This window comes from Cohnella hongkongensis (genome assembly GCF_042654645.1).
GTDB lineage: Bacteria > Bacillota > Bacilli > Paenibacillales > Paenibacillaceae > Cohnella > Cohnella hongkongensis.
In genome coordinates this window covers 79475-102746 of record NZ_JBHSEP010000015.1, presented here as the reverse complement: position 1 = coordinate 102746, position 23272 = coordinate 79475, and the positions used below count along the sequence as shown (strand labels likewise).

21 protein-coding genes are annotated in these 23272 nt (G+C 54.2%); 20 read left to right on the top strand and 1 reads right to left on the bottom strand.

Annotated features, from left to right (window positions below; all coding sequences use genetic code 11):
• Window positions 1-240: 240 nt before the first annotated feature.
• The gene (locus ACFO3S_RS18940) at window positions 241-1164 is read left to right on the top strand and encodes a hypothetical protein (protein ID WP_378099307.1); all 924 of its coding nucleotides are present in this window, start codon (window positions 241-243) and stop codon (window positions 1162-1164) included.
• A 265-nt stretch (window positions 1165-1429) separates the two neighbouring features.
• Here the strand turns inward: ACFO3S_RS18940 and ACFO3S_RS18935 are convergent, their stop codons facing one another.
• Window positions 1430-1645, bottom strand: coding sequence for a P-loop nucleotide/nucleoside kinase family protein (locus ACFO3S_RS18935; protein ID WP_378099305.1), 216 nt, complete (start codon window positions 1643-1645; stop codon window positions 1430-1432).
• A gap of 872 nt (window positions 1646-2517) precedes the next feature.
• On the opposite strand from ACFO3S_RS18935, the gene ACFO3S_RS18930 reads away from it, so the two are divergent.
• The 19 genes from ACFO3S_RS18930 to ACFO3S_RS18840 all read left to right on the top strand — a co-directional run bounded on the left by ACFO3S_RS18930 (window position 2518) and on the right by ACFO3S_RS18840 (window position 23265).
• Window positions 2518-3345 carry a ParA family protein gene (locus ACFO3S_RS18930; protein ID WP_378099303.1) on the top strand — a complete coding sequence of 276 codons (828 nt, stop codon included), beginning with the start codon at window positions 2518-2520 and terminating at the stop codon, window positions 3343-3345.
• Window positions 3293-4243 carry a ParB/RepB/Spo0J family partition protein gene (locus tag ACFO3S_RS18925; protein ID WP_378099301.1) on the top strand — a complete coding sequence of 317 codons (951 nt, stop codon included), beginning with the start codon at window positions 3293-3295 and terminating at the stop codon, window positions 4241-4243. Before ACFO3S_RS18930 ends, ACFO3S_RS18925 begins: the two co-directional genes overlap by 53 nt.
• Window positions 4244-4480: 237 nt before the next feature.
• Window positions 4481-5089: a hypothetical protein gene (locus ACFO3S_RS18920; protein ID WP_378099299.1), complete on the top strand. Its 609-nt coding sequence runs from the start codon at window positions 4481-4483 to the stop codon at window positions 5087-5089.
• 35 nt (window positions 5090-5124) lie between these two features.
• On the top strand, window positions 5125-6252 hold the full coding sequence (locus ACFO3S_RS18915; protein ID WP_378099297.1) for an SAF domain-containing protein: 1128 nt from the start codon (window positions 5125-5127) through the stop codon (window positions 6250-6252).
• Between the two features lie 11 nt (window positions 6253-6263).
• Window positions 6264-6971, top strand: coding sequence for a hypothetical protein (locus tag ACFO3S_RS18910; RefSeq protein WP_378099295.1), 708 nt, complete (start codon window positions 6264-6266; stop codon window positions 6969-6971).
• A 53-nt stretch (window positions 6972-7024) separates the two neighbouring features.
• Window positions 7025-7819 (top strand): hypothetical protein, encoded by a 795-nt coding sequence (locus ACFO3S_RS18905; protein ID WP_378099293.1) that lies wholly within the window; start codon window positions 7025-7027, stop codon window positions 7817-7819.
• Window positions 7816-9678, top strand: coding sequence for an ATPase, T2SS/T4P/T4SS family (locus tag ACFO3S_RS18900; RefSeq protein ID WP_378099291.1), 1863 nt, complete (start codon window positions 7816-7818; stop codon window positions 9676-9678). Before ACFO3S_RS18905 ends, ACFO3S_RS18900 begins: the two co-directional genes overlap by 4 nt.
• Window positions 9675-11648 (top strand): hypothetical protein, encoded by a 1974-nt coding sequence (locus ACFO3S_RS18895; protein ID WP_378099289.1) that lies wholly within the window; start codon window positions 9675-9677, stop codon window positions 11646-11648. The genes ACFO3S_RS18900 and ACFO3S_RS18895 overlap by 4 nt, the downstream gene beginning before the upstream one ends.
• Window positions 11649-11813: 165 nt before the next feature.
• Window positions 11814-12293 carry an ABC transporter permease gene (locus ACFO3S_RS18890; RefSeq protein WP_249861947.1) on the top strand — a complete coding sequence of 160 codons (480 nt, stop codon included), beginning with the start codon at window positions 11814-11816 and terminating at the stop codon, window positions 12291-12293.
• A 67-nt stretch (window positions 12294-12360) separates the two neighbouring features.
• A complete protein-coding gene (locus ACFO3S_RS18885) occupies window positions 12361-12753 on the top strand; it encodes a hypothetical protein (RefSeq protein ID WP_378099287.1) in 393 nt (130 codons plus the stop codon).
• Entirely contained in the window at window positions 12750-13298 is a 549-nt protein-coding gene (locus ACFO3S_RS18880) for a hypothetical protein (protein ID WP_378099285.1), read from the top strand. The genes ACFO3S_RS18885 and ACFO3S_RS18880 overlap by 4 nt, the downstream gene beginning before the upstream one ends.
• Window positions 13285-14259, top strand: a complete 975-nt coding sequence (locus ACFO3S_RS18875) for a hypothetical protein (RefSeq protein WP_378099283.1) — start codon at window positions 13285-13287, stop codon at window positions 14257-14259. Before ACFO3S_RS18880 ends, ACFO3S_RS18875 begins: the two co-directional genes overlap by 14 nt.
• Before the next feature lie 29 nt (window positions 14260-14288).
• Window positions 14289-15923 (top strand): RCC1 domain-containing protein, encoded by a 1635-nt coding sequence (locus tag ACFO3S_RS18870; protein ID WP_378099282.1) that lies wholly within the window; start codon window positions 14289-14291, stop codon window positions 15921-15923.
• Window positions 15924-15943: 20 nt separating this feature from the next.
• The gene (locus ACFO3S_RS18865; protein ID WP_378099280.1) at window positions 15944-16981 is read left to right on the top strand and encodes a hypothetical protein; all 1038 of its coding nucleotides are present in this window, start codon (window positions 15944-15946) and stop codon (window positions 16979-16981) included.
• A 104-nt stretch (window positions 16982-17085) separates the two neighbouring features.
• On the top strand, window positions 17086-17670 hold the full coding sequence (locus ACFO3S_RS18860) for a WxL domain-containing protein (RefSeq protein WP_378099278.1): 585 nt from the start codon (window positions 17086-17088) through the stop codon (window positions 17668-17670).
• A 144-nt stretch (window positions 17671-17814) separates the two neighbouring features.
• Window positions 17815-18921: a copper amine oxidase N-terminal domain-containing protein gene (locus ACFO3S_RS18855; protein ID WP_378099276.1), complete on the top strand. Its 1107-nt coding sequence runs from the start codon at window positions 17815-17817 to the stop codon at window positions 18919-18921.
• Between the two features lie 4 nt (window positions 18922-18925).
• The gene (locus tag ACFO3S_RS18850) at window positions 18926-21391 is read left to right on the top strand and encodes a DUF5704 domain-containing protein (RefSeq protein WP_378099274.1); all 2466 of its coding nucleotides are present in this window, start codon (window positions 18926-18928) and stop codon (window positions 21389-21391) included.
• Window positions 21388-22755, top strand: coding sequence for a hypothetical protein (locus ACFO3S_RS18845; RefSeq protein ID WP_378099273.1), 1368 nt, complete (start codon window positions 21388-21390; stop codon window positions 22753-22755). The genes ACFO3S_RS18850 and ACFO3S_RS18845 overlap by 4 nt, the downstream gene beginning before the upstream one ends.
• Window positions 22756-22779: 24 nt before the next feature.
• Window positions 22780-23265 carry a hypothetical protein gene (locus ACFO3S_RS18840; RefSeq protein WP_378099272.1) on the top strand — a complete coding sequence of 162 codons (486 nt, stop codon included), beginning with the start codon at window positions 22780-22782 and terminating at the stop codon, window positions 23263-23265.
• The last annotated feature ends 7 nt before the right edge of the window (window positions 23266-23272 follow it).

Below are 23272 nucleotides of genomic sequence, written 5' to 3'. Positions count from 1 at the left end.
TTTTCAAAGAACACTAGGGATCACTACTCCTTTAATAACTAATGATGGTGTCACGTATGCGATGAACCATGTGGTGAAATAATAATATTTCCATTGCTTATCACAAAGGGGGTGGCTTGCAGAGATCCCGAAGGGAGGCCACGCTGCCTATGAGACAGTTAACAATCAGATAATATTAAAATGAGTTGCAGCCACCACAAATTGAACATTCTTCAAAGTAAGGAAGGAGTGATAAAGTAGATGAATCTGATGCAGTTTTATAAGAATTTTAACATGGGTCGAGAAATTGATATTGCTGGAACCTTTATTTATAACGGATTTAAGAATTTTGATGCATTGAAAGGATTTAGTCAAGAATGTGATGTTTTTCATGTCTTATATTCATTTGCAGTAGGGATTGAACGTTTACAAAAAGTTTTACTTGTTTTATTAGAAGAGTTTCCGGAAATGCTCTCAGAAGAAGATATAACAAGATTTGAAAAGAGCCTCATTACTCATAGCCTTCAGCAATTGCATGAGAGAATTGCAACAAGAATTCAAATTCCATTTAATCCGCATCAGCATGCCTTTTTGCAACTACTTACTCGGTTTTATGAAACGTGTCGTTATGATAGATTTAATATTTCCCCAAACTTTCATAAAGAAAGAGATCTAATTGTTGCCTTTTTGTCTGATCGTTTAAAAATGGAAATAACGGTTGATAGAGCATATAGGGATACACCTAATGATACTCGAATTAAAAAATTCTTGGGTCGAGTTGTTGGTGGTACAGCGAGAGCGTATTATACAACTATTAAAGATCAAGCTCGTAAATTGGGGCTATATACTTATGAGTTGCGATTTGATTCACCGGCATATAAGTTATTTCAAGGCGAATTAAAGGATAATTCGTTTTATGAATTGCTGTTTGAAGAGCGCATAGCACTAGCTGAATTTCTAATCTATTTATTGAACCACGAAAGTGAAGAGGAACTTAGAGAAGCAATAGCGAACATTGAACCGCTACAATTGGATATTAATGAACTGGAGATTTATTTTAGCGAAATTTGTCACGGTAAGGTACCGGTAGGATTGGTAGATTCAGTAGTCTACTGGTATGAGGAAATTGAAGCTTCTAAAGAACGCTTACAGAAAATTGACCAAATCTCTTCTTATTTTTTATAAGCAGAACATTCTAGGAATACTGTTTTGCTTACGTGTCCTGTTGTCACAAAGAGCATAAATCAAAGTCAGTCCGGGTGAAAGGCCACCTTCGATATTAAAAGGCGAAGGTGGCCTTTCACTTTCTTGGTTTTGACTATGACTTTCAATCAATTATAAAAAAAATCTTTAATGATTATGCATTGTTCCTAAGCTGTGTTCCTTGTTAACAACCGATTTCTTCTCGTTTGATTGAATACAAACGCCTTAACTCATCAGACCAAGCCGTTCACGAAGCCCCGTGTTCACGTTCATCAAAACAAACAACCTCGATTTCAACAAACGGAATCTTGTAGCCTTCCGGCCCGTTCACAGTGATTCCGGCAGTACGCATCGCCTGTTCAACTACATCGACCCGAAGATACGTAGCTCGGAGCTCCTTAGCTAAAGCTGCGGATAATGTGGATTTGCCGGTACCCGGCAAGCCGCCAAAGATATATAACATGTTGCTTCCTTCCTCTCATCAAAGTTGAACTTTTCCTCAATTACGGATTACCCCCTCACCATTCTACCTTTTTGACCATGAATCTCCAACCGCTTCCAGTCCATTGTTGCCTGTTTTTTGGCAAACAGCAACCCGCGAGATGTCCTCGAAAAACTTTCTTCAAAATATTTTCCCTCGAACTACCCGATTTTACCCGAAAAATGAAACGGCTTATGAGGGACTAAATCCCCTCGTCACTGCTCTTTGAAAATCGAATACAAGTTTGTCCGGTACATTCCCCATGCAGCCTCAAAGGAGAGCCAGTATGCCAGCGCGCCATGACCGTATTGTTCCTGTCCGTCCGTTTAAGATGCAGGGCAAGATGAGAGCGATTCCGCGATGCATAGCGAAATGGTGGTTCCATTTACGGCGATGACCTGCATGGAGGTATCATGATACTTCCGTCCAGCCACAGCTTATCGCAATGGGGGCGGCCTGCAGCGATCCTGGAGGAAGCGCTAGCCTGCGCTTATGGAGACAGTCAACTGCTGTCCGCCGGATAAATTTTTTCAATGTCTACTTGTAACCCGACGATGCATGTTTTTCGCGTTGGATTCAATCAGATTACTCTTTCATGAAAAACCAACTCGATCCGAAAGTAGGGAGACGGAATACATGTAGTCACTCCCTTATCATTTTTCATTCCCCTAATGATGCAGCAACCAAGCAATAACGAAAACACGACAATAGATGAAAGTGAACCATTTGAAGTCGAATATCCAAGAGTTCATCCCTTTCGGGATGTTCTCTTTTTATATAGATATCTTTGAAAAGCCGGTGCTCGGCTGCTTCCAAGCAACCGGCTTCTTCTATTTGGAAGGAGACTTGAACAGATGGCCAAAGTAATCGCCCTTGCCAATCAGAAGGGCGGCGTGGGCAAAACAACTACAGCGGTCAATCTCGGAATCGGGTTGGCTACGGAAGGTAACCGGGTGCTGTTGCTGGATGCTGACGCACAAGGAAATCTGACGATTGCACTCGGCTTCAGAGAGCCGGACAATCTTCCGGTATCGTTGGCGACGATGCTGCAAAAATGTATAGCGGAAGAAGCCTATGACCCACAAGAAGGCATTTTGCAGCATTACGAAGGAATCGATCTGATGCCGGGCAATATCGAGTTGTCGGCGGTTGAAGTGGCGCTCGTAAACACGATGAGCAGGGAAACCATCTTGCGCACGTACATTGATTCTGTAACGGATAACTACGATTATATCCTGATCGACTGTATGCCAAGCATGGGCATGGTTACGATCAATGCATTGGCGGCGGCGGATAGCGTTATCATTCCCGTTCAGTCCCATTATTTGCCGGCAAAGGGCATGACGCAGCTTTTGCAGACGATTGCCCGCGTTCGCCGTCAAATTAACAAAAAGCTGGTGGTAGAAGGTGTCTTGCTGACGATGGTAGACAAACGCACCAATTTTGCCAAAGATATATCGTTTGTATTGAGACGCGATTATGGCGATAAGCTACGGGTTTACCAAACGGTAATTCCTTTTGCCATTGGCGCGGCGGAAACAAGCGCTCTCGGAAAAAGTATCTATGCACACGATCCGGGCGGACAAGTCGCCAGAGCTTATGCCTCATTAACGAAGGAGGTGCAGGATATTGGCAGCGAAAGAAGACCGACGCGCCAGCATCAAGCTGACCACAGTCGATGATTTGTTTACAACGGAAGAAACCCGAAATGTGACACAGAAGGAACAGATCAAAGAAATCCCGTTGGCGGACATCAGTGATTTTCTCGATCATCCTTTTAAAGTAAAGGCAGACGATGCGATGTTGGAAATGGCCGAAAGCGTAAAGCAATACGGGGTGCTGGTCCCTGTGCTGGTACGTCCCAAAACGGATGGCGGCTTTGAAATGGTGGCCGGGCATCGGCGTAAAAAGGCAAGTGAAATGGCGGGAATGGAATCTATTCCATGCATTGTTCGTGAGTTGGACGACGATCAGGCGACCATTATTATGGTGGACAGTAATTTGCAGCGAGAGCATGTGTCTCCGAGTGAAAAGGCGTTTGCTTATAAAATGAAGCTGGAAGCCATGAAAAGGCAAGGCCAGCGCAGTGATCTGACTTCCGCCCAAGTTGGGCGGAAGTTAGGCGGCAAGGAATCGAGAGAATTGCTGGCAGAACAAGTTGGAGAAAGTAAAAATCAAATCTCACGCTACATCCGTTTAACCGAACTCATCTCCCCCATACTCGAAATGGTGGACAATAAGGATATCGCATTTAGCCCGGCGGTTGAAATCTCTTACTTGGCCGAGAAAGATCAGCAAGCCCTGCTGGAGACGATGCAGGCCGAGGATTGTACGCCTTCGCTGGCGCAGGCGCAGCGCATGAAGAAGCTCAGCCAGGACGGCAAGCTGAACGGGGATGTCATTTTCGGCATTTTGACGGAGGAAAAGCCGAATCAGAAGGAGAAGCTGACGATTCGCAAGGAACGGCTTAGCCGCTTTTTTCCCCAGGACTATAGCGCGCAGCAAATGGAAGAGATCATTGTGCAACTGGTGGAAAATTGGTATCGCAGGAAGCAGCGGGAACGTGAACACGAGCGTTAATATCCCCTTCTTCTGATGGAGAGATTTTTTTATGCCCATTTTTGCAGAAAGGAGCCTTCCACATGGACTTTACGGCAGGAAAACGGCGACAGTATGAGCGGCTGATGAAGGAAAAGCCCGGCTTACCCGCAACGATGAATTGCCGGATGAGGATGAACGGGAGCCTCGCAAGCAGAGAAAAGGTGCTCTAAGCGGGCAAAAGAGGCCTAATCGCAAGAGGAGTCGGGAGGACTGACGATGGAGCAAGAGAAACGAATGGCTGGCGACTATGAGGTCTATCAGGCGCTGCCTATCGGCAGGGTCGAGGTTATTTTGGGCATCGACACGATGAACGCCGAGAAGCCCTATTTGGTCTGCTACTGCGACCAGAACAATTTGTTTGGCATCGATCAGTATTATGGCGCAGAAGGATACGCGGACTATCTGGAGGCGATGCGGGAGTTCACTAAACTCATGCAGTGGGAGATCGAGAAGCTACAGACGGAGCGTTCTGCCATTCCGGAGCCGATGGTCGCTATTCTATCTGCCCATTGCCTGCCCATCAAAGGGGAGGATGAACTCAGCGGCAGGCTTGTCGTGATCCGCCCGGAAAGGCTGCGACCGGAGTTTCGCACGGCGGATCATCAACTGGTTTGGGTGACGGGTGGCTTCGGCGCATCGGGACATTCGCGCGGACGAGCGGTTTACGTGAAAAGGCTCTATTCGGGCGACGAATGCCGCTATAACCGGGAAGACTTGGCGGGCTTCCTCAAACCGGAGCATACACCGGCGTGGGCAGAAGAGAAGCTGGCGCTTCTCCAAGAGGAGAAGCAGCAGAAGCCACGGTCGCGAGACGAAGCACGCTGAAATTCACTTCATCATAAAGAAAGGAGTCGTTAGCGATGTTGCCGACTTATCGAAACCGCAAGTTGTTTGTCATTGGAGCTATTGTGGTTGGGTTGGCGCTGCTCGTGGCGGCAGCCGTCTTTTTGCTGATGCAGTACAACGAGCAGCAGCACTTGCAGCAACAGATGCAAGAAAGCTATGAAAAACAGATCGAGCAACTGAATCAAGAAAAGGAGTTGAACAGCCGCGAGGTGTGGGTAGCAAGCCGAACCGTTGCGGCAGGTGTCGTGCTCACAGCCGATGATCTCCAAGCGATCCCGATGCCCGTGAACCTTCTTCCACCCGGCGTCATCACGGATCGGGAAGCGATTATCGGCAAGCATGCGAAGGTGGAGTTGGAGGTGGGCACGCCGCTGCTCGCTTCTTTGTTGTACGAAGGACAGCCGGTTCCGAAGGATGTACGGCTCAGGGAATTTCAAGTCATTCAGCTTCCCTCCAATCTGAAGGCCGAGCAGTTTATTGATGTCCGAATCGGTTTTCCGACCGGAGAGGACTTTGTTTTGCTAGCTAAAAAGAAGGTGCGGCAGTTGTCGGGCAATGTCGTGTGGCTGGAAATAAATGAGATGGACATTTTGCAAACGTCCAGTGCGATCATTGACGCGTACTTGCAGGGAGCGAGGCTATACGCGCTCCCGTATATCGAGCCGGGCTTGCAGGAGGCGGCCGTCGTCAACTATCCGGCCAATCCGAAGGTGCTGGATTTGATGGAGATTGACCCGAATCTTCTCGAAACGGCCAAAACGGAGCTGGCTCGAAGCCTGCGCCAAACGTTGGATGCCAACTTGAAAGCGGTTAGCGAATCGGACAAGCTGCGAGCGTCCAGCGGCAATGTTACGGTACAGCAGCAGTTGCAGAATGAACGGGCAACGACCCGGCAGGGCAATGCGATGTTTGAAGCGCCGTCGCTGTCAGTCAGCGGAACTTCGGAGCCAATTGCGCCAAATGACAGCGCGCCGGGGGCAGGCCAGTTACCGTCATATGAGACGACAACCGAGCAGCCAGCGGCTTCTTCGGTTCCGGCAGATTCGGTTACGCCTCCTCCGACTTCAACGGAACCAGAATCAACCACGGAAACGAATGTCCCGTCGGGAGAAGAACGCTGGGAGGACATTTTAAATCAGTAAGGGAGACGGCTATGAAAAAAATCGTATTTCTTGGCTCAACCGATAAGAGCCATACGTTATTGGCGCTCGGACGGATATTTGCGTCTATGGGACAAAAGGTGCTGCTGGTGGATTCGACGATGGGACAAGCCGTTCAAGGCTACTTGCCGCCCGCATTCACCGGCAGCGCTGTTCAGGAGTTTGAGGAGATGGATGTGGCCTACGGCTATATTACTGCGGCGCAACTGGATCGCGCGCTGGAACAGGCGGGTACATTGGGCACCTATGATGTGCTGCTACTTGACACGGATCATACGCAAATGATAACAGGACGGAATTTGCCCGACTTTGACAAGCGGATTTGGTGCTGGGACGGCAAGCGACTGTCGCTGCAAAAAAATGAGGAGCTGATGCTGCGCCTGTGTTTGCACGAGGCGGAAGCGCCGCTCTCTTTTTATGACTGGTTATCTCCGGCGTTGCCGGGCACATTGCCCGCATGGCGGGCCGAAACACGGCTGCGCCATGTGGAGTGGCTGGAGCCCTCCTTTTATTTTCCGTTGGATGAACGCGATGCCATAGCGGATTTGCATAACCAGCATCAGCACCGCATCGACCTTCGCCGCGTCAGCGGGGCGTTTCGGCAGGTTCTGCTCACCATGCTGCAACAGCTTGGGGATTGCGATACCAAGACTGCGCGGCGCGCCTGGGCATCTGCCCAAAAGCGATGGCGAGCTTGGTAGAAAGGAGAAGAACGATGGGAATGATTGTTGTGTTTTGGAGTCCGTTCCCCGGTTTGGCCGGAACGACCACCAATCTGCTGGCGGCGGCTACATGCATGGGGCTGGAATACTCGGCCCGGCTGCTGCTTCTTGGCCTTTTGCGCGAGGAGGATGAGTCGGCGCAGCGCGCCTTTTACCCGCCGGAAAAAAATCCGTCCCCCTTGCCGGATATCGGCATGGATGCGCTGCTGCGGCTGCTGCAAAACCGCAAGCTGGAAGTGAGTATGCTGCGAGATTATGCGCAGCCGCTGCTTCGGGAGCGGTTGGATGTACTGCCTGGCTCGGCGAAGCCGAACGCAGGCTTTGCCATGCTGGCGGAGCGCTGGCTGGAGCCGCTTTTGGACACCGCCCAGCGCGTCTACGATCTGGTGCTGCTCGACGGCGGCAGCGGGACCGCTCCGGGCTGGCGGGAGAAACTGCGGAATCGGGCGGATCTCCTTGTTGTTTGCCTGCCGCAAAATCGGTTGCTGCTGGAGCGTTTTTTTCAATCTTCGGAAAGCGCGAAGCTCAGTGAGCAGAAAGCGATGCTCGTGTTTGGACAGTTCGATCCGGGTTCGTCCTTGACAGTCAATAACCTCCAGCGCCGCTTTCATTGGCAGCAGCCAGCCTTTCCAGTCGTGCATAATACGGGCTGGCTGGATGCGGTTCAGCACGGGGAGGCGATTCCGTATTGGTTTCGCAATCGCAAGACCTCGCGCCAGCATGAAAATCATCGCTTTGTCCGGCAGGTACGCGCGCTTGCGCAGGTGCTTGCCGAAGGTGCAGGCATGAATCGGCTCATGTTCGGCGGCAAGGAGGATATGCCATGATGACGCTGCTGAACACCCTGATTATAGTGGCGCTACTGCTTCTGGCCGCGTTCTTTCTTTATTTGCGCATGAGCCGCCGTTTGCCCGAACGGACGGATGGAGAGACGGTCTATACGCTGGAGGCGATGACGGGATTCATCAAAGAGACCTTGCATGAAATGACGAGCAGCCATTTAAGCGACTTCGGCTTATCCGAGGAAGAGTACCGCCGTCGCAAGAACAAACGGGCGGAACTAAAGAAGGCGCTCCGCGGCTGCACCTCCGGCGATTTGCGGGATAAGGAATACGTGAAGCAGGTCATTACCGATTTGCTGATGCAGCAATACGAAATGGACGATGCGCATCTGAACCTGCTCCTGCCGTTTCAGCAACCGGAGTCCCTTTCCGCCCAGGATCAGTTTGACATCCTGCTGGATCGCTACAAGCAGCAGTTCGGGCTGCGGGCGCTGGAGCAAATGATTCAGGTGTATGAGTTGGATCGGCAACGCTTCGATGAGGACGGTCAGCTTGAGGCGTACCGGATTTCGGGGTCAGAGATTCGGGACATTTACGCGAAGGAATCCCCGAACTTACAAACCGAGGACAAGCTTCGCATCGTCGTGCAGCGCATTTACCAGCATTACAAAGGTTTTAGCGTCATCGACGAGATGCGTGATATGCGGATCGACGGCGTATCCGGCGGGGTGTCCGGTTTGCCGCCACTGATGTGGGAGGGCGAATGGGCGCTGGAGGAAGAGGTAGAGTGGCAGGCGCTGCCCCGTTCCCACGACAGCGTATGGCTGTTTTACAAGGGCAAGTCCATTCATTTGAGCTTCCTGTCGTTCGGCACGGAGCAGGAGCTGCGCCGCGTCTGTCAGATCATCTACAAGCATAATTTTCCCGGCCAGTTGTCCGAAGCGAATGGATTTAAGGTCAATGAAATGGGTGACGGCTCCCGCGTCGTCGTGCTGCGCCCCCGATTTGCGGAATCGTGGGCTTTTTTTGTGCGCAAATTTGATGTGCAAAACGCCACGCTGGAGCAGTTGATTCAGGACGAAAACGCGGAATTGCCGATCGGACTTATCCGGTATTTGGTGGCGGGCGCGCGTATTACGGCGATCACTGGCGCGCAGGGCAGCGGCAAGACGACCCTGCTGATGGCGATGGTGCGCCATATTCCGGCGGTGCTGCCGATCCGGGTGCAGGAAATGAGCTTTGAGCTTCAACTGCGCAAAATCTACCCGAACCGCAACATCGTCAGCCTGCGGGAAACGGAAACAATTACCGGCCAGCAAGGGCTGGACATTCAGAAAAAGACGGACGGTTCGGTGAACATTTTGGGCGAGGTGGCGACCGATCCGGTTGCGGCGTGGATGGTGCAAATGGCGCAAGTGGCTTCGTTGTTTACGCTGTTTACCCATCACGCCAAAACGTTCCGCGATCTCGTGCTGTCGCTGCGCAATTCGCTGCTTAAGACTGGCGTGTTTAGCAGTGAGCGCGTGGCGGAGCAGCAAGTTGTTAGCGTCGTCAACTTCGATATTCACCTGCGTCGCGATCTGGACGGACGGCGGTATATTGAACGGATTACGGAGTGCGTGCCGGTGCCGCAGGAAGCGGACTACCCGGCCGAATTTACCGGCAAAATGACCAAGGATGTCCGGCTGGCCGCTTTTATGGAAACCGCGCTGGAGTTTTTCCGGCGCTCGACGGATCGCCCGCTGTACGCGGAACGTAACCTGATCGAATACCGGGATGGACGGTATGTCGCCGTCCATCCGTTGTCCGAGCAGAGCCGCCGGGACATGGCGACTTATTTGAGCGGTCCGGATCAGGCGGTCTTTGATGCCTTTCTGTCCAGCCATTGGGGGGATGCGCCATGATGCGGGAATGGCTCTCTCCTCTGCTGGGCCTGTCAACGGTTCTGTTCCTGATGGCGGTGGCGGCGTTTCTGTGGCTGTCGCGCCGCGATTCGGACATTGCCGCCATTCGGCGCTACGAGTCGCTGCGCAAGCCGGGACAAGCCTCGCGCAGGCAAGCGATGTACAGCTTCCTGCAACAACTCTACGGTGTGTGCGAGCAAGTACCGATCCTGCGCGCCTATTTGCATCATTTGCGCAAGCGGCTCCTCATCGTTCGACTTGGCGACGAGTGGAAGCTGCGGCTGGAAACGATAAAGTCGGCCTTGCGAGTGTGGAGCCTCCTGTTCCTGCTTGTCATCCCGCTTGCCGTCATGGTGCGCGATCCATTCACCTGGGGCATGCTGCTGATTGGTCTGTGGGTAGGCCACGGCGTTCTGGCGGACATGGGTGTGCAGCGGCTGGAACTGCGCCTCCTCCGGCAACTTCGCGCCTTCTTCGGCGATATCCGCCATCACTACCATCGCCACGGCATGGTCGAGGAAGCGATCTATGAGGCGGCGGACGGCGCGCCCTATGAAATGTCGCTGCACGGGCAGGAGCTGTACGAGATGCTGACGGACAGCGATGCGGAGGACAAGCTGGCGCAATATGTGGAACTCGCCCCCAACCGCTATTTGCAAGGGCTGGCCGGATTGTCTTACCTCATTAAAGAGCATGGCGATCGGCAGACCGAAAGCGGTTCGGTGTACCTCAAAGGGTTGGAAAAGCTGTCCGGCGAGCTGAATCTGGAGCTGCTGCGTCGAGAGAAGCTTAGCTATTTGCTGCAAGGGCTGACGGTGATCGCGTTGGTGCCGTTGCTTTTTACCCGCCCGATTGAAGCATGGGCCAGCCACTTTTTCCCGTCGATGGACGCTTTCTACGCCGGGACGCTCGGCTGGCTGGCGAAGCTGAGCTTGCTTGTGGTCGTCTGGCTGTCCTATGTATTGCTTCGCGCACTGGCGGAGCTGGATGGGGCTGGCCGCTATACGAGCCGAAACCGATGGGAGAAGCGCGTATACGGTTGGCATTGGGTACACTGGCTCGTGCAGCGGCTGGGGCCGGCTTCCGATTCGCGGGAAGCGCATCGGGTGACCCGGCTGCTCAAGGACACGGCATCGCCGCTGCGGTTGGAGTGGTTTTATGTGCAGCGGCTGGTTGCTGGCGCTCTGGCATTTGTCGCTGTGCTCGGGCTATTTGTTTCCTTGCATGCAGCGGAGCGGCACCAACTGCTTCATGCGCCGGTCAAACCGGGTATGCTTTTCGGGCAGTTGTCGGCCGAAGAGGAAGTCAAGGCGCGGGAAACTGCGGCGCTGGATCGCCGCATTTTGGAACAAGTAAAGGAGGTGAGGCCGCGCAACGAACGCATCATCATGAACCTACTCCGTCAGCAGGCGGTAAACGGGGAACAGGAAGAGCAGCTTCGCCTGACCGCGCGGCGGGTGATGGACAAGCTGGAGCAATTGGATCAGCCGTGGCTGCTGTGGTGGGAGGTGTTTATGGCTCTCGCCGCAGGCTGGGGCGGGTATGCGCTGCCCGTCGGCATCCGATTGTTTGAGCGGCGTATGCGGCGAATGGAGATGAAGCACGAGGTCGACCAACTGCAAGCGGTGATCGCCATGTTATCCGGGATGGAGCGCATGTCGGTCGAACAACTGCTGATCTGGATGGAGCAGTTTGCCCGTGTGTTCAAGGAGCCGCTGCAAGCCTGCTTGCTTCACTTTGAGCAAGGTGAGGAACAAGCGCTGGCGCAGCTCAAGGAGGATGCGCCGTTTTTGCCGTTCGTGCGGACGGTGGAGAAGCTGGAGCTCGCATCACAGCATTTGACGATCCGCCAAGCGTTCGATGATCTCGAAGCGGAGCAGGCGTTTGCGCGGGAACAGCGCAAGCAGGAGTATGAGCAATTGATTGAACAAAAAGCAGGCTGGGGCGCTGGATCGGCTTTACCCCCTTGATGACGCTGATTTTCGGGTATTTGGTGATACCGCTCATTGTCGTTAGCCTGCAGCAAATGACCGCTTACTACGACCAGCTTCAACGTATTCAGTAAGCGCACGATGATCCTTCCTTTCTTCACGGGGAAGGCTTTTTGTCGATCCCAATGATAAGGAGCGAGTCCAATGTCCAATGCACAAAAAGCGCTGGTGATGGCGGCAGGTATTTTCTTGGCTATTGCCCTCATTACCTTGGCGGTGGTTTTGTTTGTTTCCGCCCAGGATTCCACCAAGGCGGCGCAAAGCAATTTCAGTAACATTCAAACCGAGCTGTCGCAAACGGCCTTTACGGTATACGACAATACGACGTTGTCCGGCAGCCAGGTCGTTAACGCGCTGCGTAAATTCCGCGATGTCGATCAGTTCGGTATTCAGATTTTCACCGGCAAAAATCCGGCCGGACAATGGTACGGCAAAACGATCAATACGAGTGTGCCGATGGATAACGTGACCTACGGTACGGTCGTTGGCGTTGCTCCCGGCCTGATCGCCCAAACGGTAGACGAGGCGGATATTAACTATGTCAATCCGAGCGGCAAGTTCCGCGCGAACCTGGTGCTGGACAGCAGCAATGTCATTCGCGGCATTGTGTTCCGGCAGCAGTAAGGCCGCATGAAGGACCGAAGGTGCCCGGAGCTTCCCGGGCGCTTTCGGCTGAAAGGAGGAGAAGCGGATGGATTACGTCCCGAGAATGATGATGGAGATGAGTGTCGCTTTTCTGGTGTTTCTGCTCGCGGTGGGAACGGGCCTGCTGCTGTTTCAAAACGGGGCTTTGCTCAACACGCTAGCCTACGTCTCAGGCCAAGTCCAGGATCGCAGCTTGCATCAAACCGCTAGCCCGATAGCCAGTGACGGCACGATCAGCGGAGCGGAGGTGCTCCACGCGATTGCGAGGCTGGAAGAAGGCGATGCGGAAATCATCGTGGACGGTGTCCGATACGCAGCGACGCTGGAACGGGGGCAGCTTCGCGTGAGCGGCATCCACCTGCAAGCGAAATATGTGCCGCAATATGAGCGGGATGAGAGCGGACGGTCGCTGCGGCTGATGTTGAGGCGAGTGCCATGAACACGCTGATCAAGCTGTTTGCGGTGCTGATTGCGCTCCTTTTGCTCTACCTGTATCCGCTCGCCGCCGCCTTTGACCAGCAGGACGATATTTCCGAGCTGGTGGCGCTGCGGGCGACGACCTCATTTGTGGATGCGGTGCGCGACAAGGGCGGCATTACGCCCGCGATGTACTACGATTTTATGGTCGCATTGGCTGCAACGGGCAATAGCTTTACGGTCGAGATGGAGCATGGCAGCAAGAAATATGTACCGGTCTACGATGACCCAACTCGACCGGAAACGTTCCGCGGCATCTATGAAATACATTTCGATTCGTACTATGACGCACAGATTTTGCCGGTACTGTTTCCTGACAATACGCTAGCCAGAGATGATCCAAGCCGCCGCTACCGCATGCGGGTTGGCGATAGCTTCTCAGTTACGGTGCGCAATACGAACCGGACGGCGGGGACGCTGATCTTTGACATGCTGAACAACACCATCAGTCCAAATGAAAAGATCGTTATTCCTTACGGAGGGATGGTGCGCCATGCGATGGATTGAGTGGGCGATTGTCGGCGCGCTGTTGTTCCTTCCCTTTGCGACCATCAATCGTATTGAGACGGATGCGCTGCGGCGGACGCTGCTGACCGAATTACGATATGACGCTGCGTTAGATGCGGCGGTGGAAGATGCGGCGAGCCAGTTAATTGGCAATGCCAGTCAGCAACGAGAAGCGCAGTACGGCTCGGAGAAACGGGTCGCACTGAATAAGGAAGATGCCATTGCGGCGTTTTATCGGACGCTTGATGCGGGCTTTGGCATCGCGGACGATCCGGTGGCGCAAGGCACGCTGCGCCGCTACATTCCCGCGATTGTCATTGTGGGGTATGACGGCTTCTATGTGTATAGCGAACACGAATGGACTGGCGCTGACGGGAAGGCGGTGATGAAGCCGGTTTGGGGTGCGAAGAAGCCGTATGCATACGCCGATGCGGCGGGCAACAGCCTGTCGTTTACGCTGGATCAGGAGGTGCTGGCCTACGATGCAGCAAGCGGAAGCTGGCACGAGGGCTTGCGGCAGGACATTCGACAGCAAACGTCAATTCCGCTCCTGCAGGATGCCGAACAATTTGAGCAGATACGGCGCAGCACGATTGTCCGGGCGATTCAGGATGAACTGGCATATCGGATCAACCAATACAATGAAACCGTCTCCCGATCCGGATTTTCGTACGTGTTCACCTTGCCGCTAATCCCGGACGAGGACTGGAGCAACAGTATCGACGATGTGGGCGTCATGGCGTTTTTGCAAGGCATTCCGATGGGCGCGAAGGTGTACAACAGCTATGCGTTGGGAGGAAGTCGGGTGCTGAAACAGGAGGCTATAATCGGCGCTCGCAAAGACGCGATGAAGGTTTATTTCCGTAGCTCTTGCGGCTACGGATATCCGCGCGAAGAGGTGTTTGCCAGCGAGCAAGCGGCTGCGCGCAAAGGGTACATGCCGCTGCCCTGTCCGCAATAGCTGGCATTATCGAAAGGAGGAAGCCGGATGTGTATGTCCGAGTAATGATCGGAATTTTGCTATGGCTTGCCGTCCATATCCCCGCCGCGCAAGCAGCCGGGCCTGTGTATACCCAGGCTTGCGGCGGCAGTGAATTTGCCATGGCGTTAAAATCGGACGGCACGGTTTGGTCGTGGGGCAGCAATCAACAACGGCAGTTGGGATACGATTCCGGCGGTACTGTCGTTTCGTTCCCTACTCGGATTCAATCTCTGCATCAGATCACGGACATCGCTTGCGGCCCCACCTCAGGCTATGCGCTGCAAGCCGATGGTTCGGTATGGGTTTGGGGGCGTGGAGCAGAGGGGCAGCTTGGTCTTGGCGACACGCAGCAGAGAAATGAACCAACGCTACTTTCATTGTCCGATGTGACGCAAGTGGAGGCCGGAGTCCATTTTGCGCTGTTTGTACGTGAGGACGGGACGTTATGGGCAGTTGGAGAGAATCAACAGGGGCAGCTTGGCGATGGGACGACCACGAGCAAGACATCGCCGGTTCAAGTGCCGGAGCTATCTTCGATTCTAACCGTCGCGGCTGGCGGCACTCATAGCCTGGCCGTCACGACGAATGGCCATGTATACGCTTGGGGGAGCAACAGCTACGGCGGCATTGGCAATGGAGGAGCCGGACCGCCGGTAACGACGCCGTACTGGCAAAGTACCTTGGCCAACATCGTCAGCGTGTCGGCAGGGAACGATTCCTCCTTTGCCTTGGATGGCAACGGTCAGGTCTGGTGCTGGGGCGTGAATACGTATGGACAACTGGGCTTTGGCGATACCGTAAGGCGCTATGAGCCGACGTTGTTTTCGGCGTTATCGAATGTAGCCTCGATTCATGCCGGTGGCGATTACACTCATGCGAAGCTGTCGAATGGCGAACTTTGGGGCTGGGGCTCGAACTGGAGCGGCAAATTGGGAGACGGGACGGGGACGGATCGCCATTCCCCGGTGCAAATACAGATGGAGGATGTTCAATTTGTAGGCAGCATCAAATCCAACTTTGTTCTGGCAGGAACAATCGACGATTTATTGTATAGCTGGGGCTATGGGGCGGGCAGTGTGCTTGGATACGGCGGCGGCTCACGAGCCTTGCCCGGCCTGGTGACCGGGACGATGACGACAGCAAAAGGTGCCGCTTCGTTTTCATCGGTAATCCTGCCGTCCTCGCTTCAAAGCTCGGCAACCTTGCCCATAACAGTATCGGACTTGCGCGGCTATAACGCGGGTTGGACGCTGAGCATATCTGCTTCTCCCTTTTACTGGTCGGGACTTGATCCCACAACGGGGAACAGCAGTCTGATCGCCGGCTTTCCAGCCTCCTACCTGATGGTAAGCGGAGCCGCGCCGATTACGGTGCGAAATGGTATGGAAATCGACGCCGTTCACGGCCCCAAGCACCTGCCGGGACAAACACTGGGGACGACCTCCGTCCCCATCATGCAGGCAGATGCCGGGTACGGCACAGGGAGATATGAGACGGCTATGTCTTTGACGCTGGCGGTGCCGTTGACCGTACAGGTATTTCAGGCTGCTCCTGCCTCTTCCTACGAGCCAGGCGACACGATTGGCCTGTTGGCCGGAACGTATACGTGTACGCTCACCGTGACACTGACCAGCGGAATTTGAACAAAAGGAGCGAATAACGCATGTGGATTCGACTGTTGCTGCTGGCAACGTTTTTTTGGGTTGGAACGGGGTTTTCGGCCCCGGCGAAGGGACAGCAATTGATCGTGAGCGGCGATCCCGAACGCATCCATCCGCAACTCGGCGCTTATGTCGAGGAAATCGTCCCCGGGGAGGAACGCGAGTATGCGGTGGAGGTGAGCAATCCGACGGAGAAGGACATCACCGCCCTGCTCTACATGGCGGATGCCATCCCGGCGCTTGGCGGCGGGAAGGATTTTACGTTGCCGAATGATCCGGATCTAAGCTCGGCAGCTTGGTATACAACGCCGGATCGACCCATTACGGTGCGGGCAGGAGAAACAGAACGCTTTACCGTGAACATGCGCATCCCCGATTCCGTTCAGCCGGGTCAATATGTCTCGGTGATCGGCGTTTACGACGATCAGGATCACACAGTGGAAGTGTCGGACGATACGCAGGCGCGGTTTGTTACCCGCGTGGTCCGCAAGACCGGCTTGCAGGTCGTCCTCAACTACAAGCTGGACGAAGCGAAGCCGCCGCAGGCGGTTCCGCATGGAGCCGTCTATGCGAAAGAAAATGAGAAAGCCTTCCTCTCCATTTTGCTCATGAACGAAGGCGGCAGTTTATCCAAACCGGAGATGACCGTGGAGGTCAAGCGGCAGGACGAAGATAAGCCCGTACTGGAACTGAAAACTCGCTTCGACTCCATTTATGCGGGGACGGTGGCGCAATATCGGGCCGAACTAAGTCGACCGCTCGCTCCGGGAGCCTATTTGGCGGAGGTCATCACGAACGTCAACGGGCAGATGGAGCAAAAGGTACTGCCCTTTGAAGTGGCGGGCGAAGAAGAACGCACCCGCTGGGGAACGGCGTCTTCGGGCGAGGTGATTCAGGTAGCGGAGGACGGCTCCCCGTTGCCTGCGCCGTGGCTTGGGTTGCACCGCATCTACCTCTATGCCGGACTATTGCTGCTGATTGTGATCGTCACGTGGCGGCGAAAACGTGCCGACAAGCGGCGTGCCAGGGAGCCGCGCTAAAATCCCATGCTGCGTCCGGGCGCAGAATGTTCATATAGATCACCCCATTTGTAAAGGAGAATTGATCCATGTTCAACTTCATTCGCAAACTGATTCCCCTTGCCTTGGCAACGGCGCTCCTGCTCCCTGCCGCCGCCCATGCCGAAACGGTGTCCATCATCGCAGGCACGAATCAATCGTCGCAGACGGCCATTTCCTTCAGCGCAGTGACGCTGGACGTCACCGCGAATCAGATCTCGACGGCCTCCAATGGGATAACCGTTCGCGACAGCCGCGGCAGCGGTGCAGGCTGGTCGGTATCTGTTTCGTCCACCGATTTTGTGAGCGGCTCCTTGCCTGACCCGACGACCTCGGGCACGTATACCGTCAAAATTCCGGCCAGCGCCGTATCCGTGATGGTTGGTACGCCGGTCGTAGCCTTGAGCGGCCAGGCTGTCGATCCGACCTATGGGCCGCTGGCCTATAACGGTACGCTGTCCTCCACGCCGCTCAAGCTGAAACAGGCAGCTCCGGGCTACGGCATGGGCGAGTATACGGCAGGCGTCTCCTACTCGCTGGCAGTGCCGAAAACCGTAACGGTGGCTTCGGTCAGCAGCGGCTCCAGCAAGTATGAGGTGAATGATGTGGTCGGCACGGTTGCGACGACCTATACGGCGACGTTGACCTTCACCCTCGGTTCGGGCGTGTAAGCATGGCGCGGCTCCCGTTCCTTCATTAAAATGGGAGCCGCTTTTCCGATTTGCAAGGTAGACAGGCTCCAGCGGTATCCCCTATCATGAAGGGACAAGAAAGTTTTTCCATACGGACGATACTGAGATGAAGGAGTGAAGCCATTGAAAAAAAGAATATTGCTGGTGTTGATCGTGGTCATGCTTGTGAATGGGTTTGCCCTGACTGCGAGCGCGGCATCCAAGCCGCCAACATTTGTCACGGTAGTGATGGATGGTACGAAGCTGTGGTTCCCCGACGCCCAGGCGTTCATTGATGAAAACCAGCGAACGTTGGTGCCGGTGCGGTTTGTAGCGGAGGCGCTCGGCGCAAAGGTCGGCTGGGAAGCGGAGAGCCGGTCGGTGCCGATCCAAAAGGACGATCAGAACATTCGCTTGACCATCGGCAGTCATGTCGCGACGGTCAATGGCGAAGAAGTGGCCTTCGATACTCAGGCGGTGATGCAAGGCGGGCGAACTTTTGTCCCGCTGCGATTTGTCAGCGAAATTCTTAGCGTTGCAGTGGAATGGGACGGCCAAACGAATACGGTGTTTTTGTCCACGACGGAACACTTGAATGGCGAGACCGATCCGTGGGGCAGGCTGATTCGCACAACCGATTTGCCGAGTAATGCAGCGGATTACCCGTACATTCTGGAGGATGTACCGAACGCGATGTACGAGATGGCGTATCCATATTCGTTTCCAGAGGATCGCAAGGTATCTTCCACGCTCTATTCGACCAGTCCAGAGTACAACAAAGGGAATGTGGACATCTGGTTGGGCAGGCTGAAAACGTTTGGCGCATTGTGGCTCAACGTGGACTACCAGACGATTGATGACGCATGGGCGCAGGCGTTGTTTGCAACCAAAATGCAAAACTCCAATGCGGAACTGAAATACATCCGCCAGTATGTGGAGTGGGTGAAGGAAAACAAGATTCAGATACAGGGGTATCTTGATCCAGAGCCATCTATGATTTTTTACGATGGTTTTGGCGGCGATTATATTCGGGTTAAATTCAGAATGAAATTTGTTGCGTTCAACAAGCATAAACGCCTGCTTTACGACGAATGGTTTCCGAAAGATTCCACATTCGAGAAGGACGTTTGGTATGAGGGATACTCGGATATTAAAATGAAAACCAGCGTTGGCGGTGATTGGGGAGATTCATTAAAGGTCTCGCCTACAGCAAGTCTATTTTTCAATCACACCATTTCAAAGGTGGAGTAGATATATGGTGCATTCAAAACTGAATCGACCGATCCTGTACATGCTGCTGGCATGTACTTTTTTTATGTCATTTTTCCCTCAACAAGCATTCGCCGCTTCACCCGGCATCAATATTAAGGACGGTGCCATCCAATTTGAGATAACCAGCACGGCGGCCACGACATCCATTCGCTACAAAACGGTGGGCTGGGTCGTCACGCGAGAACAAGTATGCTCTGTAACCACGCCCAAGCAATGCAGTGATCCGCGTGATCAACCGCATGCGCTGTTTCTCAATCAGGAGGTCAGGCAAAAAGGGCAGTATCCTGATCCGCCCATACCCGGCCAGCCACTGACGTCCTACTACGAAGTACCCGAAGAAATCGTGACTCAGCGACTTTGGGCGGCAGGCATGGACGGCATTCAGGACAATGACGACTTGTACTTTTATGCCGTCATGGTTTCCATCAACGGAGACGGCTCGGTTCGCAAAGGTCCCTTCTACACCCTGTCGGGCATCAAGCAAGCCGAGGGCTGGCGGGTTCCCGACGATCTTGACGACTATTTCGGCCTTCATATTCCCTATCGCAGTGCGGAGTTTCCGGTGGATGTCGTGGCCAAAACCGCCGATGCCCGAATCATTCAAAAGCCGGACGTGACGTTTTTGAAGGGCAAATACAAAATCGGGGAAACGATTGACCACGAATTTCCGGCGACCTTGACCGATGGCGGGAAAACGTATCGGATCGTCCGCTCCTATTTGTCCCCGAAGCAGGATACGACGCAGAAAAAGTGGTTGCAGGAAAATCCCGAAACGAACGAAAAAGTGCGTATTCGCAGCTTTACGGTAGCCCTTGGCGGTTCGGACGCGATTGCCGAATATGAGGAAGCTGCGAGTCCCGTGAAAGCTTACTATCAGAAGGAAGACGGTACGGTGTTGCAGGAGGTGGATAAGGGCGAGTTTGCGACAGGAGCGGAAACGAATCACACCTTTGAGGCGACGATCACCAAGGGCGGGCAAACGTATGAGATTATTCGCTCCTACATTACGAGCAATAGCAATCCGGCAGAGAAGCTGTTCATTCAGGAAAAAGGCGACAGCAAGCTGCGGGAACGCTCCATTCTGGTTGGCCCGAGCGGTTCCAACTTTGTGGGCATCTACAAAGTGCCTTCGCCTGTTACTGTTACTTCTCGCATTGACGCGCCGGGGCAGGCGGCTTCGACGGAAACAGCGGTCACGGGCGATTTTACGTTCGAAGCCAAGTCGCCAAGCCAGCTCAAGTCTTATCGGATTACGAGTATCGAAAACGCGCAACTGGTCAATGCCAGCCAGCAAACCGGCGAGCTGAGCGGCACATCGGCCAGCAAGTTGCTTCCGATTCGCATTCCGCTTGGCAGCAGCGATTCTGTCACTGTCAAAATCACAGTCGTGGTGACGGACAAGGCCAACCAAACGGGCGATTCGACCGCCGATCACACGGTGCAGATCAATCGCGGCGGAGAACCCCCGCAAACCGGCTCCGAGCAGCAGCGCGAGGACATGGACGCATCGGCATCAGCGGTTATTAAGGCAGATGCGCGCGGCGCGGAACGATTTGATGTGAGCAAGGGCATCCCAACATCGGAAAGCCTGTATGTGAACGCGAGTGCGAAAGCCTATTTGTACCGAAACAAATTTACGGAGATCAAGGGAACAAAACAGTATCCGGTCACGGTCAGCCGCACCTATTCGCTGCATTGGACGGAATATGTCTCCGGCCCGCCAGATAGCGGGGGCAACCCGACCACTATCCCGGTATCGCGCTCCGCTACTCAAACGGTTACGCAAAACTATACGGTGGAACGCAAGTTCAGCTACTGGCTGATTGATCGCCTGGAAGTGTACGGCTTTCAGCGCGCTGAAATATCCAACTATGCCTTGCCGGGCGGCAAGGTGACGCTGCAACCGAGTGGCTACACGCCGCCAACCGTTTCGGCCAGCCATGATGCTTCGCTATCAGCGCATGTGACCGATCCGGTGTATCGCAATGTGACCTTGCCCGGCCAATCGTTATATGGCGGCTCAAGCCGTCCTGCCTTGCCTAGTGAGAATTGGAAGAATGAAGCGGAAAAGGCGGTCGGGAAAATCAAGGTGCGGAACGATTCCCTTGTCTTTAACGGACAGACCATCATGGACAGCCGAACAACGGAGGAAACGGCTCCGGCTCCGGGGGCGATTCCGGCTTCGCCGATGATCGGGCAAAACGTGCTGTACGGCAGCGGGTTTGTCATTGATTCAGGCAAAATCAACAAGGCAGCGCAGCCAAGCAGTGGGACGCTCTCCTACTCGCTGATTAAGGGCATTGGCGGCGGAAGCAATCAAAGTTTTCCGATTTCCGGCATCAATCCGGTGACGGTGCATACGCCGGTGGTTTCTCGGGCCACTGTGTCCGACGATCAGCGCATAACCAAAAAACAGTTCCGGCATCCGGGCGTTCTGCGCTTATTTTGAATCGGCCCTTTACGGTGACCATTCCGACCAGCGGGCTGCACCGGGACATAACGGGCTATGGCAACCGGGATTACGCCAAGTACACCCGGGACAAACAAGTTCGATTCCCCTTCGATGTATACAAGGCTGACCGCACTACGCTGATCCCGAAGGAGACCTGGACTTCGATACCGGTTGGCCAGCTACAGACGACGTTTTATTTGCCGGTGTGGGTCGATGAAGGAAATTACGAGGTACTGTTTCGCTCCTTTGCCGAAAACAGCCCGGCCTCGTTTACGTCCCAGACGAGTGCCAATCTGGATGTGAACCATCATGTGGCGACGCAGGTGGTGCCGGTCGAAGTCATCGGTCGTTTGTTTGATTTCCGTATTATCGACATCGCGGATTACCAGTGGGAGACGGTATTCCGCACGTCAAAAGGCAGTGCAACGCCAACAGGCAACAGCTATTGGGTCGGGCTGAACGGGATTGACGGCGCGGCGCGGGGCAACAAGGCTCCCTTCATGTTGCCGATCCGTCCGGGCAGTCACCCGGAGAGCGGCAAGAAAAACGTGGCGATCAAGACGGGCTATCACTTCAAATTCGAGGTCAAGACGCTTGGCAATATGTTTGGTTCGGGCGACGGTATCCTGATTACGCCTACCTTCTATTTCGTGGACAAGAAGGGGCAGAACCGACAGCCGGTGGACTTGTATTACCACTCGGGCAACAAGCGGTTTATTCGCATCGGCTCCGCAGAGGACACCGAGCAGCGGCTGGTGACGCTGGATACGCGGCTGCGCAATGTTTCGCAACAAGAACTGACGAATACCGCGAGCACGCTTTGGAAGCTGAATGGGGCAACGGGCAATCAAGCGACATATGTCCAGCAATTCTTAAAGGATGCGGCGCAAAAGAAGATTTACGTAGGCGGCTATGACGGCATGCTGTTGCCGCCACAGCTTCGGACCTTCATTGGCAGCATGCAGGTTCCGAGCGGCGTCGATGCAGCGCGAGCGAATGCCGCCGTTCAGCTTTGGCGCGGAGAGTACAGCTTGCCAGCAGCGCCGTATGCGGTGCCAGCGGGCTTTAATGTGGCCGAGTACGGACGCACGCACAAGCTGGATGACCAGTCTCCGATCTTCCTGCGCGACGGCTATATTGTCGTCAATTTTAATATCGAAACGATTGGCAACCGGAACGTGAACCAGCCGCATTTGCAATACAAGAACGCGCCGTTGAACAACCAATGGCAGAAGGAGGGCTTTGGACGCAGCTTTGTCGATCCGTATGGCGTAAGGTTTTCCTTGCTGGACGGCGATGTGGCGTTTTATCATGCCGACCTGTCCAGCTACGACGATTTTGGCACGGGCGGCACGCATTAACTTCACCAGCCGGGAGGAATGGACATGTATGAGAAGCTGCAAAGCGCCGCTCCCGAGGAAGCGGCCTATTTTTATTCGGCTTCGGCCGAAAATGAGATCGGGCGCGCCTGCATCGGCCATCTGCGCGGGGATTTCGGGCGGTCCGGCGAGGAGTTTTGGGTGACCTGGTTTCCCCGGCGTTCTCCGTTTGAAACGTCAGCCTTTCAAGATGAATTGGGCAAGGTGTTTCAAGCAATTGGTGACCAAGGCGTGCTGAAAAGCCGTCAGCATATGCTTCGCTTTTGCAGCAAGCGCCCGGAGGCGCGCATCGCCGGGGCTTGGAGTACGGACGTATACGGCTTTCGCATGGAGACGCAGGAGCATCGTTATTATTTGCGCTGCTTCCCGTTTGCTGGGGATTACAACTTCTACTTGTACTGCTACGCCCGGCCGGAGCGTGTGGCCGAGCAGCAGCGGCAAGCCCCTTCCGCGCCCGCCGCGCAGAAGAAAAAAACGGAGCCGCAACGATAGGAGGACG

Coding starts and splice junctions, on each gene's coding strand:
- ACFO3S_RS18940 (WP_378099307.1), top strand. CDS start 241: ATGAATCTGATGCAGTTTTATAAGAATTTTAACATGGGTCGAGAAATT.
- ACFO3S_RS18935 (WP_378099305.1), bottom strand. CDS start 1,645: ATGTTATATATCTTTGGCGGCTTGCCGGGTACCGGCAAATCCACATTA.
- ACFO3S_RS18930 (WP_378099303.1), top strand. CDS start 2,518: ATGGCCAAAGTAATCGCCCTTGCCAATCAGAAGGGCGGCGTGGGCAAA.
- ACFO3S_RS18840 (WP_378099272.1), top strand. CDS start 22,780: ATGTATGAGAAGCTGCAAAGCGCCGCTCCCGAGGAAGCGGCCTATTTT.
- ACFO3S_RS18900 (WP_378099291.1), top strand. CDS start 7,816: ATGATGACGCTGCTGAACACCCTGATTATAGTGGCGCTACTGCTTCTG.
- ACFO3S_RS18895 (WP_378099289.1), top strand. CDS start 9,675: ATGATGCGGGAATGGCTCTCTCCTCTGCTGGGCCTGTCAACGGTTCTG.
- ACFO3S_RS18920 (WP_378099299.1), top strand. CDS start 4,481: ATGGAGCAAGAGAAACGAATGGCTGGCGACTATGAGGTCTATCAGGCG.
- ACFO3S_RS18850 (WP_378099274.1), top strand. CDS start 18,926: ATGGTGCATTCAAAACTGAATCGACCGATCCTGTACATGCTGCTGGCA.
- ACFO3S_RS18910 (WP_378099295.1), top strand. CDS start 6,264: ATGAAAAAAATCGTATTTCTTGGCTCAACCGATAAGAGCCATACGTTA.
- ACFO3S_RS18890 (WP_249861947.1), top strand. CDS start 11,814: ATGTCCAATGCACAAAAAGCGCTGGTGATGGCGGCAGGTATTTTCTTG.
- ACFO3S_RS18865 (WP_378099280.1), top strand. CDS start 15,944: ATGTGGATTCGACTGTTGCTGCTGGCAACGTTTTTTTGGGTTGGAACG.
- ACFO3S_RS18915 (WP_378099297.1), top strand. CDS start 5,125: ATGTTGCCGACTTATCGAAACCGCAAGTTGTTTGTCATTGGAGCTATT.
- ACFO3S_RS18875 (WP_378099283.1), top strand. CDS start 13,285: ATGCGATGGATTGAGTGGGCGATTGTCGGCGCGCTGTTGTTCCTTCCC.
- ACFO3S_RS18885 (WP_378099287.1), top strand. CDS start 12,361: ATGGATTACGTCCCGAGAATGATGATGGAGATGAGTGTCGCTTTTCTG.
- ACFO3S_RS18880 (WP_378099285.1), top strand. CDS start 12,750: ATGAACACGCTGATCAAGCTGTTTGCGGTGCTGATTGCGCTCCTTTTG.